General features: G+C 69.8%; 12 protein-coding genes. 7 read left to right on the top strand and 5 right to left on the bottom strand.

From position 1 onward, the window contains the following. The first annotated feature begins 17 nt into the window (after nt 1-17). Nucleotides 18-890 (top strand): hypothetical protein, encoded by an 873-nt coding sequence (locus AB0F17_RS17620; protein ID WP_358023490.1) that lies wholly within the window; start codon nt 18-20, stop codon nt 888-890. On the opposite strand, the gene AB0F17_RS17615 is transcribed toward AB0F17_RS17620, so the two are convergent. Beyond that, nucleotides 871-3,348: a tetratricopeptide repeat protein gene (locus tag AB0F17_RS17615; protein ID WP_358023486.1), complete on the bottom strand. Its 2,478-nt coding sequence runs from the start codon at nt 3,346-3,348 to the stop codon at nt 871-873. The genes AB0F17_RS17620 and AB0F17_RS17615 overlap by 20 nt on opposite strands. A gap of 114 nt (nt 3,349-3,462) precedes the next feature. Continuing rightward, nucleotides 3,463-5,571, bottom strand: coding sequence for a M6 family metalloprotease domain-containing protein (locus AB0F17_RS17610; RefSeq protein WP_358023483.1), 2,109 nt, complete (start codon nt 5,569-5,571; stop codon nt 3,463-3,465). 76 nt (nt 5,572-5,647) lie between these two features. On the opposite strand from AB0F17_RS17610, the gene AB0F17_RS17605 reads away from it, so the two are divergent. Further along, on the top strand, nt 5,648-6,826 hold the full coding sequence (locus AB0F17_RS17605) for a helix-turn-helix domain-containing protein (RefSeq protein ID WP_358023479.1): 1,179 nt from the start codon (nt 5,648-5,650) through the stop codon (nt 6,824-6,826). Between the two features lie 63 nt (nt 6,827-6,889). Beyond that, complete coding sequence (locus AB0F17_RS17600; RefSeq protein WP_358023476.1) at nt 6,890-7,939, top strand: amidohydrolase family protein; 1,050 nt, start codon at nt 6,890-6,892, stop codon at nt 7,937-7,939. Here AB0F17_RS17600 and AB0F17_RS17595 read toward each other — a convergent pair. Beyond that, nucleotides 7,936-8,355, bottom strand: coding sequence for a MarR family transcriptional regulator (locus AB0F17_RS17595; RefSeq protein WP_358023473.1), 420 nt, complete (start codon nt 8,353-8,355; stop codon nt 7,936-7,938). The genes AB0F17_RS17600 and AB0F17_RS17595 overlap by 4 nt on opposite strands. Nucleotides 8,356-8,424: 69 nt before the next feature. Between AB0F17_RS17595 and AB0F17_RS17590 the strand changes: the two genes are divergently transcribed. Together AB0F17_RS17590 and AB0F17_RS17585 are read left to right on the top strand one after the other, a co-directional pair. Beyond that, complete coding sequence (locus AB0F17_RS17590) at nt 8,425-10,158, top strand: ABC transporter ATP-binding protein (RefSeq protein WP_358023469.1); 1,734 nt, start codon at nt 8,425-8,427, stop codon at nt 10,156-10,158. Between the two features lie 43 nt (nt 10,159-10,201). Beyond that, complete coding sequence (locus AB0F17_RS17585) at nt 10,202-10,525, top strand: DUF5709 domain-containing protein (RefSeq protein WP_358023465.1); 324 nt, start codon at nt 10,202-10,204, stop codon at nt 10,523-10,525. A 19-nt stretch (nt 10,526-10,544) separates the two neighbouring features. Here the strand turns inward: AB0F17_RS17585 and AB0F17_RS17580 are convergent, their stop codons facing one another. Further along, nucleotides 10,545-11,198 (bottom strand): HAD family hydrolase, encoded by a 654-nt coding sequence (locus tag AB0F17_RS17580; RefSeq protein ID WP_358023462.1) that lies wholly within the window; start codon nt 11,196-11,198, stop codon nt 10,545-10,547. Nucleotides 11,199-11,340: 142 nt separating this feature from the next. Between AB0F17_RS17580 and AB0F17_RS17575 the strand changes: the two genes are divergently transcribed. Next, complete coding sequence (locus tag AB0F17_RS17575) at nt 11,341-11,943, top strand: Uma2 family endonuclease (RefSeq protein WP_358023459.1); 603 nt, start codon at nt 11,341-11,343, stop codon at nt 11,941-11,943. Nucleotides 11,944-12,027: 84 nt separating this feature from the next. Then, complete coding sequence (locus tag AB0F17_RS17570; RefSeq protein WP_358023455.1) at nt 12,028-12,576, top strand: Uma2 family endonuclease; 549 nt, start codon at nt 12,028-12,030, stop codon at nt 12,574-12,576. Here the strand turns inward: AB0F17_RS17570 and hrpA are convergent. Further along, on the bottom strand, nt 12,566-16,435 hold the full coding sequence (gene hrpA / locus AB0F17_RS17565) for an ATP-dependent RNA helicase HrpA (protein WP_358023452.1): 3,870 nt from the start codon (nt 16,433-16,435) through the stop codon (nt 12,566-12,568). The genes AB0F17_RS17570 and hrpA overlap by 11 nt on opposite strands. Nucleotides 16,436-16,445: the final 10 nt, after the last annotated feature.

The raw sequence follows: 16,445 nt of genomic DNA, 5'->3' as shown, positions 1-16,445 counted from the left end.
AACGCAGCATGAACTGTATGGATCCGCGTGCCTTGCCCCCGCAGCTGGTGATAGATCCATCCCTGCCGCCGGACATCTCCTTCCAGCTGCGAACCAGCCCGCATTTCCTCCGCATGGCCAGAGCCGGCCGCCTGATGGACCCCCCGTACAATCTCGCCCTCCTCCTGGTCCTCCCCGGACTACTGCTGATGATCTTGGCCATCACCAATCGGGGCGTCGCGGTCGTGGCCGCGCTCGGGATGGGCATGATCGGGTTGATGCGGTGGTTGGCCGTGGAGCCGACGCGCCGGGCGACCAAACGACGGCTCCGGCTCGCCTACCAGTACGCCGCCCACTACGTCATACCCGAAGACCTCGACTATCCCTGCCAGATGCTGCTGCGCCGCGCCCAGAACGCGGTGGACGCGATCCTGAACTCCCAGGTGAACAGGGCAGGGCTGATCGACACCATCGACAACCGGGTGACGCTGCCGGAGGAGGTGTGGCAGATCGCCCAGCGGCTGGCCAAGCTGTCGTCCATGCACGCCGAGCAGCGCCGGATCATCCCTCGCGACCTGCCCACCGGCATGGAGGACTCCTTCAAGCCGTACACCACCGCGCTCGACGCGGCCTGGACCTCGCTGTCGCGGCGGGTGCGGCATTTGGAGAAGTACGCCAAGCAGGTGGTCAAGGCCGACAAGGTCTTCCACGCCCACCATCGGCTGGAGGCGCTGGCCGCGCGGACGCCGGACTATCAGCGGCTCCTCGCCGAGACGGTCCATGACGACCTGGCCCGTACGCACATCAGGGAGCTGGCCGACCAGGCCGCGCATGTGCGCAAGCTGTTCGAGGAGAGCATCTACCAGGCCCGGCAGTCCGCCGGGGAGCTGCTCAGGACTCCACTTTCCTGAGCAGCTCCAGTGTCCTGCGCATGCCGGCCTCGTTGCCGAGGCTGCGGTAGATGTCCCTGGCCTGCTTCAGCGGCTCGACGGCCGCGTGCGGCCCGCCCGAGTCGAGGTGCGCCTCGCCGAGATAGCGCAGGCTGAGCGCCATCCACCACCGGTCGTCGAGCTCCTCGAACGCGTGTACGGCCCGGCGCAGCTCGCGCTCCGACTCCTCGATCCGGCCCAGCCTGGCCAGGGCCCGGCCGGCCGACAGCGCGGTGCGCGCCACGCCCCACGAGTCGCCGAGTGCCGTCAGGATCTCCTCCGCCCGCCGGACGAAGTCGAGCTCACGCAGCCCGTTGGACGGGTCGCCGACCTCGCCGGCCGCGCGCAGGCAGCGGGCCTCCTCCCACAGCTCGCCGCGCTGCCGGAACATCTCCGCGGCGCGGTCGAGGCTGAAGCCCGCCTTGGTGAAGCCCTCGAGCGCGGCCCGGTGCTCGCCTTCGCGGCGCCTGCCGCGGGCCTGCGCGGCGAGCACCTCGCCGTAGGCACGCAGCGTCTGGGCCTCGGAGTAGCGGTTGCCCGCCTGCTTGAACACCTCCAGGGCGTCTTCGAGCAGGTCCCTGGCCTCCTCGGGCCGCCGCTCGGCGAGCCGCATCTCGGCGAGGTTGCGCTGGGTGCGGGCCATCCACCAGAAGTCCTCTTCGCCCTTGAACGCGGTGATGGCACCGATCAGGAAGTCCTGTGCGCGGTCAAGGTGGCCGTCGTTGAACAGCCCCATGCCGATCGTGCGCATCGCCCTGGCCGCCCACCACGACTCGCCGAGGTCGGTAAAGATCTCCAGCGCCTGCTCGGCGCCCACCCGGCCCAGCTCGTGGCCGCCGAGACCGCCCTGCACGGCCGCCCGGTCGAGCAGCGCGATGGCCAGGGCGCGCCGGTCGCCGGTGTGCCGGGCGGCCTCGCAGCCGGCCTCGGCCGCGGCGTGCCAGTCGGCCCAGTAGGCGCGCAGTGAGTGACAGAGTGAGCAGAACGCCCTGGCCAGCCCCGAGGTCAGCTCCCACAGCTCGAGCTGTCTGGCCAGGTTGATCATGGCGATCAGCGAGAGCCGCTCGGCGTTGAGCCAGTCGCCCGCGTGCATCTGCCCCTCGACGCCGGAGCTGCGCCCGCCGCGGCTCCAGTCCTGCGGCCAGCGGTCCTGGGCCGCCTCCTCGGCGCGGCGGCGGTATCCGGACAGCACCCGCTCGATGGCGGCCCTACGCCGGACCTGGTCGTCACCCTCGGCCAGTTCGATGGCGAACAGCCGGACGAGGTCGTGCAGGCGGTAGCGCATGGCGCCGGTCGGGTCGAGGCCCGAGCTCTCGGCGAGCTGCGCGTCGATCAGCGCCTCCAACTGGTCGGCGCCGTCGAGCCCGGAGATGTCGAGCAGCTCGCCCGCCACCCAGCCGGGGACGTCGGGTGAGGTGAGCGCGGACAGCAGGCGCAGCAGGCGGCGCTGCATGCCGGTGCAGTCGTCGTAGCTGAGCTGCACGGAGGCGCGCACGCTCTTGTCGACGGTCTGCGCGAGTTCGAGCTGGTCGAGCCGGCGGCGCTCGTCGGCCAGCCGACCGGCCAGCTGCCGCAGCGTCCAGTGCTCGCGGGTGGCCAGCCGGCCGCCGCAGATGTTGATCGCCAGCGGCAGGTAGTCGCAGATCCGGACGATCTCCTTGGCCGCGTCGAGGTCGTCGACCACCCGGGCGCCGCCGGCCAGCCTGGCCAGCAGCTCCACGCCGTGGGCCTCGCTGAACACGCCGAGCTGGGTGTCGTGAGTGCCGTTCAGGAACAGCGGCTGGCGTGAGGTGACCAGCACGGCGCAGCCCGGCTCGGCCGGGATCAGCGGCTTGACCTGGTCGGCGCCGTGCGCGTTGTCGAGCCCGATGAGGATCCTGCGGTCCTTGGTCCAGGTCAGCCAGAGCTTGCGCAGCTCGTCGAGGCCACCGGGGTCGGTGGTCAGCCGGACGCCGAGCGCGCGCAGGAACCCGATCAGCACCTCTTCGGGGCGCACCGGGGCGTCGACGCCGCCCCGCAGGTCCGCGTACAGGCGCCCGTCGGGGAACGCGCCGGCGATCTCCTGCCCGAACCTGGCCACCAGCGCCGACTTGCCGACACCGCCCCTGCCGTACACGGAGACCACCAGCGGCGGCGATACGGCGCCGGACTTGCGCCGCGCGCCGAAGACCGTCCGCAGCTCCGCGAGCGACTCGGCGCGCCCGGTGAAGTGCTCGGGGACGGGCGGCCACTGGTGGGGCGCACGCGCGGACGGCTCGGCCGCCGCCTCGCGTTTGGACCGCCCCTCGGTCGTGGCCCAGGTGGTCAGCCCGACGAGGAGCGCCGCCGCCATGGTCACGCTCACCTTGGCGACGGGCGGGATCTCCCAGTCGACGGAGGCGGCCAGGACGCTGGCCGCCGCGGCCGCGATGCCCGCCGCGACCGGTGCGGCCAGTGGCACCTTCCTACGCTGCTTACGAGGCTTGTCTGGCAGCTGCCCTGTCAACGAACACCCCCTCCGGGGGTGATTCAAGCGGATGGGGTACGGCTGCGCCAGCCGTACCCCATCCTTCAGCTAAAGGCCGATCACCGGACAGGTGGCCGTCACCGTCTTGGTGGGGTCGCTCTCCGAGGTCGCGGTGAGCGTGACCTTGGCGAGCCGGTCACCGCCCGAGGCGCGCACGGCGTTGACCGCGACCACTTCCTGCTTGCCGAAGTCGACGGCGGCCAGGGCGTTGGGCAGCTGGGTGGTCCAGCCCTTGCCCTGCACCTCGGCCTTGAGCCGGTAGACGTCGGAGTTGAGGTAGGCGCTGACGTCCTCGGGGTGCGTCCACTGCGCGGGGGCCGCCTTGCCGGTGTTGAACAGCGGGAACCTACAGGTCGAGTAGCCCTTGCCGGTCGGGATCCCGGCGGCGGGGAGCACCTTGACGCCGCGCTTCTGCGGGCCCGCGCCGTCGAGCGAGCGGATCGCGACCGTGTACGACAGGGTGCCGTCGCGGCCGCGCTTCAGGTCGGTCACGTAGAAGTGCAGGCGGTTGGCCTGGTCGACGTACTCGTACTGGCTGCCGGAGCCGGTGCCCGCGTGGAAGAGGGCGTCGGCGAGCTGGCGGTAGTCGCCGATCGTGATCGGCACCTTGGTCCCGTCGGGCATGACGTAGTCGGTCATCCCGATGTCCTGCGGGTTGGCGTCGATCACCCACTCGAACGGCGCCCGGTCCTGGTTCTTGGTCTTGGCCACGAGCACGCCGGAGTCGGGGGTGAAGGAGTCGGTGCCGACCCGGTCGACGACCTCGACCGTGTAGTTCTCGTAACCGCCGCCGTCACAGAGCGGGTTGGTCTGCGTGCTGCAGGCCGGGTTCTTGTCGCCGGTGTCGAAGGCGATGTTGACGCCCGACAGCTCGCTCTTGCCCGGCTGCGCCTCGCGGGCGATGACCCTGGCCTTCACCAGGCCCGACTCGTCGAGGGCCTCGCGCGACAGGCGCAGCACGTTCTGCTCGTCGACCATCCCCAGCTTGATCTTGTTGCGCAGCATGTGCTGGGCGCCCATGGACGCGCCGGAGGTCGGCGGGATCAGCCAGCGGGAGTGCGGGCCGCCGGGGCCGTTGAAGCTGCCCCGGCTGAGCATCTCCCAGATGCCGGTGTAGGCGCGGCGGGCCGGGACGCTGTACGGGTTGTTGTAGTTGTCCGCTATGCCCAGGATGTGGCTGAACTCGTGGGCGTACACGGCCATGCCGGAGCTCTCGGCCTGGACCGAGTCGACGCCGAAGTTGGCGTTGGGCCAGAAGTTGGAGCCGGCCTGCCAGGAGGTCCAGTCGACGTAGCGGGTCTGGGCCCAGTTCGGCAGGTTGGGGTCGGGCGGACCCCATTCGTCCGTCACGTCCTCCTTGGTGGGGAACTTCATCATCCCGAACTCCTGCCAGGTGGACGACTCGTCCTGGCCGGCGCTCACGTAGAAGATGAAGTCGAACTGCTTGGCGGCCTCCTCGCCGATCGCGCCGATGAACGCGGCGTTGCCGTCGGTGCGCAGGTTCCTGGTGCACGTGTCGCCCGCCGGGCAGGCGGTGCCGCCCTGGAACTCCATGGCGTACTCGTGGTCCTTGCCCGGCATCGTGTACGGGCCGAAGCCGGTCAGCTCGACTCCGTAGCGGCCGCCGGAGTCCTCCATCCAGTACTCATGGATGGTGTGACCCTTGTTGAGGGCGTTCGGGGTGTTGAGGAAGTCCTGGTAGAACTTGGCCACCTGGTCGCGGGGCACGTCGTGGGCCTCGGCGCTCGGGTTGAGGTAGATCGTCGAGCCCTTGGGCTGGGTGACCACGAACGGCTGGTTCGGGTAGTCCAGGAGCACCAACGCGCCCTTGAAGGTGCGCTTGGAGCCCTTGACCGCCGGATCGTTCCAGTTGGTGCCCGGCACCTTCTTGTAGTCCGCCCACGTCATGTGGTCGGGGTTCTCCCAGTTCTGCGGGTCGATCGGCTCGATGCCGCCCGTCGGACGGCCGCGGAGTGCCTGGGCGTCGGAGGGGGCGTCCAGTTGCCAGGGCTGGGTCTGCGGCCAGTGGTTCTGCCGCCAGGGGAACTCGGGATCGTCTGTGGGGGGTGCTGCGGAAGCCGGGGTCGCCACAAGGCTCATCGGAATCAGCACGAGGGCCGCCAGCAGACCTTTCAGCAGCTTCTTGGGGGCAATCACGGAATGACGTTATAGACGATGTTGACGGAGATCACCGATCAGTTGTAGGGAAGACCTGTAGGGATCCTTCCGACAAATGACGAAATATCCAGGTGACGTGGTGGCGGATCTCCAGCGGGCCGTGGACGAGCTGGCGGCTCGCATTGACAGACCGCTGTTGCTGGAGGACCGCGTGCAACGTGTCGTCGCCTACAGCGAGCAGTACGGCACGATGGACGACATCCGCCGCGACTCGATCCTGCGCCGGCACAGCACGCCCGAGGTACGCCAGTGGGTGCGTTCCGCCGGGATCCACGACGCGCCCGGCCCGTTACGCATCCCGGGCGCGTCGCACCTGAGCCTGCTCCCCCGGGTCTGCGTCCCGGTACGCCACGACGCCGGGCTGCTGGGCTTCCTCTGGTTCATCGACTCCGGCCCGGCCATGTCCGGTGCGCAGATCGCCGAGGCCGCCGCGGCGGCGCCCGCCCTGGCCCTGGCCCTCTTCCACGAGAGCCTGGCCACGGGGCTGGCCTCGCACCGGGAGCTGGAGGCGGTCACCGGCCTGCTGCTCGGCGAACCGGACTCGGCCCGGCAGCTGATCGAGGCAGGCGCCTTCCCGCAGGCCCAGCCGGTGACCGTACTGGTGGCCAGGCCGCTGTCGGACGAGCCGGACGAGGCGCTCCGGCTCGCGCTGGAGCAGGGCCTGCTCGCGCTGCGGCGGCGGCTGAGCGGCCACCACCCGCTGCACCTGGTCCGCTTCGACCACGCCGTGCTGCTCACCGCGGGCGGCCCGGTGGCGGCCGACGAGCTGCACGCGGCGATGTCGATCCCGGTGGTGGTCGGGATCGGGCGGGCCAGGCCCGCGCTGGCCGAGGCCGCCGGGTCGTACGCGGAGGCGCGGCACGCGGCCGAGGTGGCCGCCCGGGTGCCCGATCTCGGCCGGTCGGTGGAGTGGGCCCGGCTCGGCGTCTACCGGATGCTCACCCATCTGGCCCACCACGAACTGCATCCGGGGCTGGCCGAGCTGCTCGCCGACGATCAGCACCTGCCGCTGCTGGAGACGCTGGAGACCTATCTGGATCTGGCCGGCAGCGCGGTGGCCACGTCGCGGGCGCTGCGCCTGCACCGCACCTCCCTGTACTACCGGCTGCAGCGGCTGGAGGAGCTGGCCCGCACCGACCTGAAGGACGGCGGCGAGCGGCTGGCCCTGCATCTCAGCCTCAAGCTCGCCCGGCTTTCTGGCAGGTACCGGCCCAGGGACGCCCGGCCCGGCTGATTGCACGGCTGGCCGGGCTCACGTTTAATGCCGAGAGGGTGCTTTCCAGAAGGGGAGTCCGATTTGCCGTCCGCGAAGCGTGCCGCATCTGACCGAAGGTCGAAGCTCGGCAGGCGCACGCCCGCGCCCATCGTCCTGCACTCGGCGCCGCTGGTGCTGCCGATCGACGCCGAGCCGCTGCGCGGGGCCGCGCTCGCCGTGCGGGGTGACCGGGTCCTTCAGGTGGGGCTCCGGGATGAGCTGCTCTCCTACTTCCCCGTCACCCGGGAGCAACGCTGGCCGGGCATGATCGTGGCGGGGCTGGTGGACGCCTGCGCCCTGGCCACTCCGCCGCCGCCCGGGGTGACCGCGCGGGCCGGGCTCGTCACCGACCCGGCCGAGTCGGCCCGGCTGCCCGGCGTCTCCTATGTCGAGGTGTCGTACGAGTCCGAGCAGGTCTGGGAGGAGACCGGGCGCGACGCGGTCATCACCGCGATCCGCGAGGTCGACCGGCCGCGTACGGTGGGCATCGCCGCGTACACGCCCGACCCGCAGGTGCTGGAGGACGTGGCGGTGCTGGCCAGGACGTTCGGCCTGCGACTGCTGGCCGACCTGGACCGCCACTCGCCCGCGACGCTCGACGAGGCGGGCATCCTGGGGCCGCACTGTCACGTGGCCTGCGGCCGGCCGCTCGATCCCGGTGAGCGCAAGCTGCTGCGGCTGCGCGGGAGCGTGGCCGCCCTGTGCCCGTCGCCGCCCGACGACATGCTCGCGCTCCTGGACGAGGGCAACCGCGTCGCCTTCGGCACCCGCGCCCCCGCCTCGTCCGGCCGGGCGGCCGATCTGCTCAGCCTGGCCAGGTCCATCAGACAGCAGGCCAGGGGGCGCGGGGCGCGGCCCCGGGGGCTCGATCGCAAGCTGGTCGAGGCCGCCACGCTGGGCGGGGCCCAAGCGCTCGGCATGGCGAGCAGGACGGGCCGGATCGGCGCGCTCGGACCGGGCAGCCGGGCCGACTTCGCGGTGTTCGACGCCCGTGGCCGCTACCCGTACGCCGCCCTGCTCAGCGGGCCGCCCTGCCTCGCCACGGTGGTCGGCGGCACGGTCATCGAGCACGGATCGTCCCGCAGCACTTAGCCGAACTGGCCGTCGATCGCTCCGAGGAGGTCCTTGAGCTGGTCGCGCTGGTCCTCGGAGAGGACCGCGAACAGGTCCTGACCCGCCTGCCGGCGTGCCTCCCGCGACCGCTCGTGCATCTCGCGGCCCGCCTCCGTGAGCACCACCAGCGTGGAGCGCCGGTTGGCCGGGTCGGTCTCCCTGCGCACCAGGCCCGACTGCTCCAGCGCGTCGATGACCGGCGTGACCGAGCGCGGCACGATCCTCAGCTCGTCGGCGAGCTGCACCATCCTGAGCGGCCGGTCGGCGTCGGCGAGCGCGCGCAGCGCCCGCGCCTGTCCCGGGTTGACGCCGAGGGGGACGAGCCGATGAACGTAGCCGTGCCGCAGACGGCGGCTGACCCGGTGCAAGAGCTCCGACAGCTCCACGTCCTCCATGTCAGACAGCCTACCGGAATAATTATGAGCTAACCTCTGTTTGAGGGAGCATCTGAAAAGGAGTCCTACTTGGTTGAGGAACCCCGCGCGCCGTTGCGGCGCATCATCAAACTCTTCCGCGCCTACCGAGCCCGACTGGCCGTCGTCGGCGCACTCATCCTCCTGTCGTCACTGGTCTCACTGGCCTCGCCGTTCCTGCTGCGCGAGGTGCTGGACGTGGCGATCCCGTCCCGCGACGCCATGCTGCTCGCGCTGCTCGCCCTGGGCATGATCCTGGTCGCGGTGATCACCAGCGTGTTCGACGTCCTGCAGACGCTGGTCTCCACCACGGTCGGTCAGCGGGTCATGCACGACCTGCGTACCTCCGTCTACGGCCACCTGCAGCGCATGTCGCTGGCGTTCTTCACCCGCACCAAGACCGGCGAGGTCCAGTCGCGCATCGCCAACGACATCGGCGGCATGCAGTCGGTGGTCACCTCCACCGCCACCTCGCTCATCTCGAACCTGACCACCGTGATCGCCACGATCGTGGCCATGCTGGCGCTCGACTGGCGGCTGACCGTGATCTCGCTCCTGCTGCTGCCGGTGTTCGTGGGGATCAGCCGCAAGGTCGGCAGCGAACGCCGCCGCATCACCTCCGAGCGGCAGCGGAAACTGGCCGTGATCTCGTCGATGGTGCAGGAGTCGCTGTCGATCAGCGGCATCCTGCTCGGCCGGACCATGGGCCGCTCGCCCGAGCTGACCGAGCGCTTCGCCGACGCCTCCGACGAGCTGGCCGAACTGGGCGTGCAGTCCAGCATGGCGGGGCGCTGGCGGCAGTCGTCGATCCAGATCGTCATGGCCGCGATGCCCGCCCTGGTCTACTGGGCGGTCGGCTACACCGGCGTGGTCTCCGTCGGCACGCTGGTGGCGTTCACGACGTTGCAGGTCAGCCTGTTCCGGCCGGCGGTGTCGCTGCTGCGGCTGGGCGTCGAGGTGCAGAGCTCGCTCGCGCTGTTCGGCCGCATCTTCGAGTACCTGGACCTGTCGGTCGACATCCACCCGGGCACCCGCACGCTGAGCGGCGTCCGCGGCGAGGTCCGCTACGAGCGGGTCGACTTCTCCTACGGCGAGGAGCCCACGCTCGCCGCCGTGGACATCACCGTGCCGCCGGGCACCAGCCTGGCCGTCGTCGGCGAGACCGGCTCGGGCAAGACGACGCTCAGCTACCTGCTGCCCCGGCTCTACGACGTGACCGGCGGCCGGGTGACGATCGACGGGGTGGACGTGCGCGACCTCACCTTCGAGACACTGGCCGAGACGGTCGGCGTGGTCTCCCAGGAGACGTACCTGTTCCACGCCACGATCGCCGACAACCTGCGCTTCGCCCGGCCGTCGGCCACGGACGAGGAACTGGAGGACGCCGCCAGGGCGGCGCGCATCCACGACCACATCGCCTCGCTGCCCGACGGCTACGACACGCTGGTGGGCGAGCGCGGCTACCGGTTCTCCGGGGGCGAGAAGCAACGGCTGGCCATCGCCCGCACCCTGCTGCGCAACCCGCCGGTACTCGTGCTCGACGAGGCGACCAGCGCCCTCGACACCCAGACGGAACGGGCCGTACAGGAGGCATTGGACACGCTGGCCGAGGGCCGCACCACGATCATGATCGCGCACCGCCTCTCCACGGTCCGCGACGCGGACCAGATCGTCGTCCTGGACCGCGGCCGGGTCGTCGAACGCGGCACACACGACACCCTGATGTCACTGGAGGGCCACTACGCCGCCCTGGTGGACCGGGACCGCCCGCTCGAACCGGTCTGACCCCACCAGGATTCGGGACCTGGTGCGGGGTAAGAGAGCGCGTATGACCGAACAACCTCCGGATAGATACGGCTACAGCGACGAACAGGGCATCGAGGTCGAAGAGTGGACCGACGACCTCGGCATGACCCATGACATAGAAGAGGACGACCCCGCGCACGGGGACACGCTCGACGAGCGGCTGCGGCGCGAGGCGCCGGATCGGCAGCGCACTCCCCGCGAGGCGCACCGGCTCACCCAGCCCGACGAGGGGCTGGCGCCGGACACGGAGAGCGAGGAGTGGGCCGAGGACTGGGGTGAAGACGGCGGTGATCTGTCCGCCGAGGAGCGCGCGGTCCGCGTCGACCCCGACGACCAACTCAGGTGAGCCGCTCCAGACGACAAGCTCAGGCGAGCCGCTCCAGCGCGGGCAGCAGGGCGGGCAGATCGTCGACGATCATGTCGGCGGCCTGTGCCTGCGGCCGCTCGGCGTGCAGGTATCCCCAGGGACCCCGGCGCAGTAGCGCCGTGCGCATACCCGCCCGCGCGGCGGGCAGCACGTCGTTGTCCAGCCGGTCGCCCACGTAGAGGATCTCGGCGGGCTCCCGCCCGGCGATGGCGGCCACCTTGGCGAAGAACTCGGGGGCGGGCTTGGACACGCCCCAGCCCTCCGACGTGTGCACCGAGTCGACGGGCAGATCCATGGCGACCAGCGCGTCATAGGCCCTGGCCGGCTGGTTGCCCGCGACGATCACCTGGTAGCCGGCCTCCCGCAGCCCCTTGAGGCTCTCACGGACGTCGGGGTAGAGGTCGTCGGCGTCGAAGTGGTTGCGCAGGCTGTGGGGTTCGTCCCGTTCCCAGGCCGCGATCTCGGCCCATACGTCGATGCCGGGGCGTACGAGCTGGAACGCCTCGCTGTGGGAGCGGTCGAGCGCGGCCATCCCGCCGAGCGCACCCATCAGCACGAAGCTGCTCACGCCGAGCCGGTCGGCCCAGCGGGACCAGATGCGGGTCTCGTCGATGAGCGTCTCGCCCACGTCGAACACCACTGCCTTGATCATCAAACCTCCTGGATAGTCCTCCCAACTGTACGGATCCATCGTCGATCTTCGGCAAGGGGTCGTTCGGGGTGTGTTTTGCCGTGCCAAGTGGAATACTTAGCGTGCCCGTTCGAATACGAAGGGACAGATTTCAATGGTCACCATGGCGATCCGGGACGACGAAGACACCGAGCTGGAGCAGACCAGCGACAGCCGGATGCCGCGTACCGCTCGAGGGTTGTTCGATGCCCTCCCCCCTCTGCCCGGCCTCCGGCAAGAAGTCATCAAAGGGAGCTTGATCGTGAGCCCAATGGGCACCCCCGAGCACGCTTGGATCGCTTCCGACCTGAGCGAGGCCCTGCTGCCAATCAGGAAGGAACGCGGCTGGCGTGCTGCCGCGGGCACCGTGAGCATCTGCATCGAGGGCTCGCGGGAGTCACTCGCACCGGATTACCTGCTATCGCCGCCCAACTGCCGACGCTGGGGCGAATACGAACTGCTGTCCTCTCACGTCCTTCTGGTGGCCGAAGTGGTCTCGCCGAGCAGCATCCATCGCGATCACCACGAGAAGCAGGAGGTCTACGCACAAGGCGGAGTGCCGGTCTACCTGCTGATCGATCCGATCGCCGACCAACCGGCGACCATCGTGTTCAGCGAGATCAAGGACGGTGCCTACCAGAAGACGACCAGGGTGGTCATGGGCACGCCGCTCTATCTACCCAAGCCGATCGACTTCGAGCTCGACACCTCCATCTTCAAGGCATAAGCCGCTCCATACGAAGGGACGGATTCAATGGTCGCCACCTCTCGCAAGCCGCACGCGAAATGCGCGTGGACCAGTGATCAGCGCATGCCCGTAACCGCACGGGAGATGTTCGATGCTCTGCCACCCCTCTTCGGCTTCCGGGCCGAGGTCATCGAAGGGAACCTGATCTTGGCACCTGTAGGGACTCCCGAGCACGCCGGCTGCGCGATGAAGCTGTTCCGCGCGCTCATACCCGTCCTGGACGAGCATCGTTGGGAAGGATGGTCCGGCAATGTCGATGTGTGCATCGAGGGTTCACGAGACCCCGTCGAGCCCGACTTCGTCCTGGCTCCAGCCGATTGTCCTCGCTGGGGTAATCGGGAGTTGCTGTCCTCGGGTCTGATCATGGTCGCCGAGGTCGTCTCGACGAGCAGCGTCCGAAGAGACCGCGAAGACAAGCCACCTCTCTACGCGGCAGGCGGCGTTCCGATCTACCTGCTGATCGACACGGTCGCCGAACCACCGTCCATCACCGTCTACAGCGACATCAGAGACGGGGCCTACCGGACGACCGCCACCGTGGAGGTCGGGACCCCGCTCCGGCTGCCGGCCCCGATCGACTTCGAGCTCGACACCTCTATCTTCAAGGCGTGAGCCGCTCCATCGCCTTCGTGATGCGCTTCTCCGACACCGGGGTCGGTGTGCCCAACGTCTGGGCGAAGAAGCTGACCCGGAGCTCCTCGATCATCCAGCGGATCTCCACCACGTCCGGGTCCGAGCGCCGTGCTGGGTGCAGCCGGGCCAGCAGGTCCTCATACGAGTCCTCCATCTTGTGCACCCGGCCCATCCACTCCTCGTCCCGCCACGGCTCCTCGGGCAGCTTGGTCAGGCGGCGTTCGATGGCCCGCATGTATCGCAGCACGTCAGGCAGGCGCCGATGGCCTGTCGCGGTGACGAAGCCCGCGTAGACGAGCTTGGCGAGCTGGTCGCGGACGTCCGAGGTGGACTCGCTCGCGCGGAGGGCGTCGAGGCGGGTGCCGACCGCGTGCCACACGGTGAGGATCTGCTCCGTCCGGGCCAGGACGTCGGCCGACGTCTCGTGCAGGTGGGCCCGTACGTGCTGGTAGAGGCGGTCGAACGAGACCGGGTCCCAGGCGGGGCCGCCCACGTCGAGCATGAGCTTGTCGATCGCCGCGTTCACCACGTCGTCGAACAGCGCCACGGCGCCCCCGTGCGGGCTGCGCGACAGGGCCAGCTTGGCCTGGTTGGACAGGCCGCCCAGCAGTGACTTGGCCGGGTTGGTGGCGTTGAGCAGCAGCAGGCGGCGGGTGCCGGGCCAGTGGGAGCGGCGCTGCTCGGCCTCCGTCTCGAAGATCTTGATCGACACGGAGTCGCCGTCGTCCACCAGCGCCGGGTAGCCCTTCATGCGGCCCTGCTCGAAGACCTTGGGCAGGGTGCCGAAGCTCCAGGTGTGCAGGCCCGACTGCTCCAGGTCGTCGGCGGCGGCCGAGAGCGTCTTGCGCAGGCGCGGCGCCAGGCGCCGCTTGAGCGCGTCGAGGTCCTTGTCCTCGGCGATCGTGCGCTTGCGCTCGTCGAGGACCCGGTAGGTGATGCGCAGGTGGTCGGGGACCTGGTCGAGCTGCCAGGCGTCGTGCGGCACGCGGACGCCGGTCAGCCGGAGCAGCTCCCGCTCCACGGCCTCCAGCAGTGGTTCGCCGCCCTGCTGTACGCCTTGGAGCACCTGTTTGGCGTAGTTGGGGGCGGGCACGAAGTTGCGGCGCAGGTGCTTGGGCAGCGACCTGATCAGGGCGGTGATCAGCTCGTCGCGCAGGCCGGGGATCTGCCAGTCGAACCCGTCGGAGCTGACCTGGTTGAGCACCGCCAGCGGCACGTGCACCGTGACGCCGTCGGCGTCGGCGCCGGGCTCGAACTGGTAGGTCAGCTTCATCCGCTGGCCGAGCTGCCGCCAGGCGTCGGGGTAGTCGCGGGTGCTGACGTCGGCGCCCTCGTTGACCAGCATCTCGGGTGAGTACGTCAGCAGGTCGGGCTCGGTGGTCCTGACCTGCTTCCACCAGGAGTCGAAGTGGCGCGCGGAGACGACGTCGGCGGGGACGCGCTGGTCGTAGAAGTCGAACAGGGCCTCGTCGTCGACCATGATGTCGCGGCGGCGGGCCCGGTTCTCGAGCTCCTCGACCTCTTCGAGCAGCCTTCTGTTGTCCTGGAGGAAGCGGTGGTGGCTGTCCCAGTCGCCTTCGACGAGGGCGTGCCTGATGAACAGCTCGCGTGACAGGTCGGGGTCGATGCGGCCGTAGTTGACCTTCCGCCCGGTCACCAGTGGTACGCCGTAGAGGGTGACCTTCTCCAGCGCGATCACCGCGCCCTGGTTCTTCTCCCAGTGCGGCTCGGAGTAGGTGCGTTTGACCAGATGCTGGGCGAGCGGCTCGACCCAGTCGGGCTCGATCTTGGCGTTGACCCTGGCCCACAGCCGGGAGGTCTCGACCAGCTCGGCCGACATCACCCACTGCGGCTGCTTCCTGGCCAGCGCGGAGCCGGGGAAGATGGCGAAGCGGGCGTTGCGGGCGCCGATGTACTCCTGGATCGGACGGCGCCCGTCGGGGGCCCGCTTCTCCATGACGTCCTTGACGCCGATGTGCGACAGCAGGCCGACGAGCAGCGACGCGTGCACCTGCTGTGGATCGGCCTGCGCGCTGTTGGGCTGGGCGCCGAGCGAGTGGCGGATCTGGCTGTAGATGTCCTGCCATTCGCGTACGCGCAGGTAGTTGAGGAACTCCGACTTGCACAGGCGGCGGAAGGCGCTGGAGGACAGCTCCTGTTGTTTCTCCCGCAGGTGGTTCCACAGGTTGAGGTAGGACAGGAAGTCGGACTCGGGGTCGGCGAAGCGGCGGTGCTTCTCGTCGGCCGCCTGCTGTTTGTCGACGGGGCGCTCGCGCGGGTCCTGGATCGACAGCGCGGCGGCGATCACCATGACCTCGCGCAGGCAGCCGTTCTTCTCCGCCTCCAGGACCATCCGGCCCAGGCGCGGGTCGACCGGCAGCCCGGCCAGCTTGCGGCCGACGCCGGTGATGGCGCCCTGGCCGTCGAACGCGCCCAGCTCGTGCAGCAGGCTCACGCCGTCGCGTACCTGGCGGCGATCCGGCGGCTCGACGAACGGGAACGCCTCGATGTCGCCCAGCCCGATCGAGGTCATCTGCAGGATGACCGAGGCGAGGTTCGTGCGCAGGATCTCCGGGTCGGTGAACTCCGGCCGGTTGAGGAAGTCCTCCTCCTCGTAGAGCCGGATACAGACGCCGTCGGAGGTCCGGCCCGAGCGGCCCTTGCGCTGGTTGGCGCTCGCCTGCGAGATGGCCTCGATCGGCAGGCGCTGCACCTTGGTGCGGTGGCTGTAGCGGGAGATGCGGGCGAACCCCGGATCGACCACGTATTTGATGCCCGGAACGGTCAGCGACGTCTCGGCCACGTTGGTGGCCAGCACGATGCGCCGGCCCGTATGGCGCTGGAACACGCGGTGCTGCTCGGCGGCGCTGAGCCGGGCGTACAGCGGCAGCACCTCGGTGTTGCGGAAGTCGGCCTTGTCGAGCGCGTCGGCGGCGTCGCGGATCTCCCGCTCCCCCGACAGGAACACCAGAATGTCGCCGGGCCCCTCGGTGACCAGCTCGCGGCAGGCGTCGACGATGCCCTGCGTCTGGTCGTCGTCCTCGTCGAGCGGCCGGTAGCGCACCTCGACCGGGTAGGTGCGGCCGGAGACCTCGACGATCGGGGCGTCGTCGAAGTGGCGGGAGAACCGCTCCGGGTCGATCGTGGCGCTGGTGATGATCAGCTTGAGGTCGGGGCGCTTGGGCAGGAGCTGCTTCAGGTAGCCGAGGATGAAGTCGATGTTGAGGCTACGTTCGTGCGCCTCGTCGATGATCAGCGTGTCGTACTGCTCCAGCAGCCGATCGTTCTGCAACTCGGCCAGCAGGATGCCGTCGGTCATCAGCTTGACCAGGGTGCGGTCGCTCGCCTGGTCGGTGAAGCGTACTTTGTAGCCGACCGTCTGGCCCAGCTCGGTGCCCAGCTCTTCGGCGATGCGCTCGGCCACCGTACGGGCGGCGATGCGGCGCGGCTGGGTGTGGCCGACCAGGCCCCTGACACCGCGCCCCAGCTCCAGGCAGATCTTCGGGATCTGGGTGGTCTTGCCGGATCCGGTCTCCCCGGCGATGATCACGACCTGGTGGTCGCGGATGGCCGCGAGGATGTCGTCCTTGCGTTGAGATACGGGCAGGTTTTCCGGATATCTCACTTCTGGTACGGCTTCGCGGCGCCGGGCGAGGCGTCGCTCGGCGCGTTCCACGTCGGCGACGATCTCCGCGGTGATCTTTTCCCGGGCCTCGCGGGAGCGCACCCGGCGTACGCCGTCGAGCCTGCGCCGAAGTCGCCGCTGGTCTCGCGGCATCAGGTCGGGCAGGCGTGACTGGAGCTCGGTGAGTGGAGAGGACAACGCAGAGGTTCCCATACTGCTATCA

This window comes from Nonomuraea sp. NPDC026600, assembly GCF_040638335.1.
Classification (GTDB): Bacteria; Actinomycetota; Actinomycetes; order Streptosporangiales; family Streptosporangiaceae; genus Nonomuraea.
This window is presented reverse-complemented; position numbering and strand designations above follow the sequence as displayed.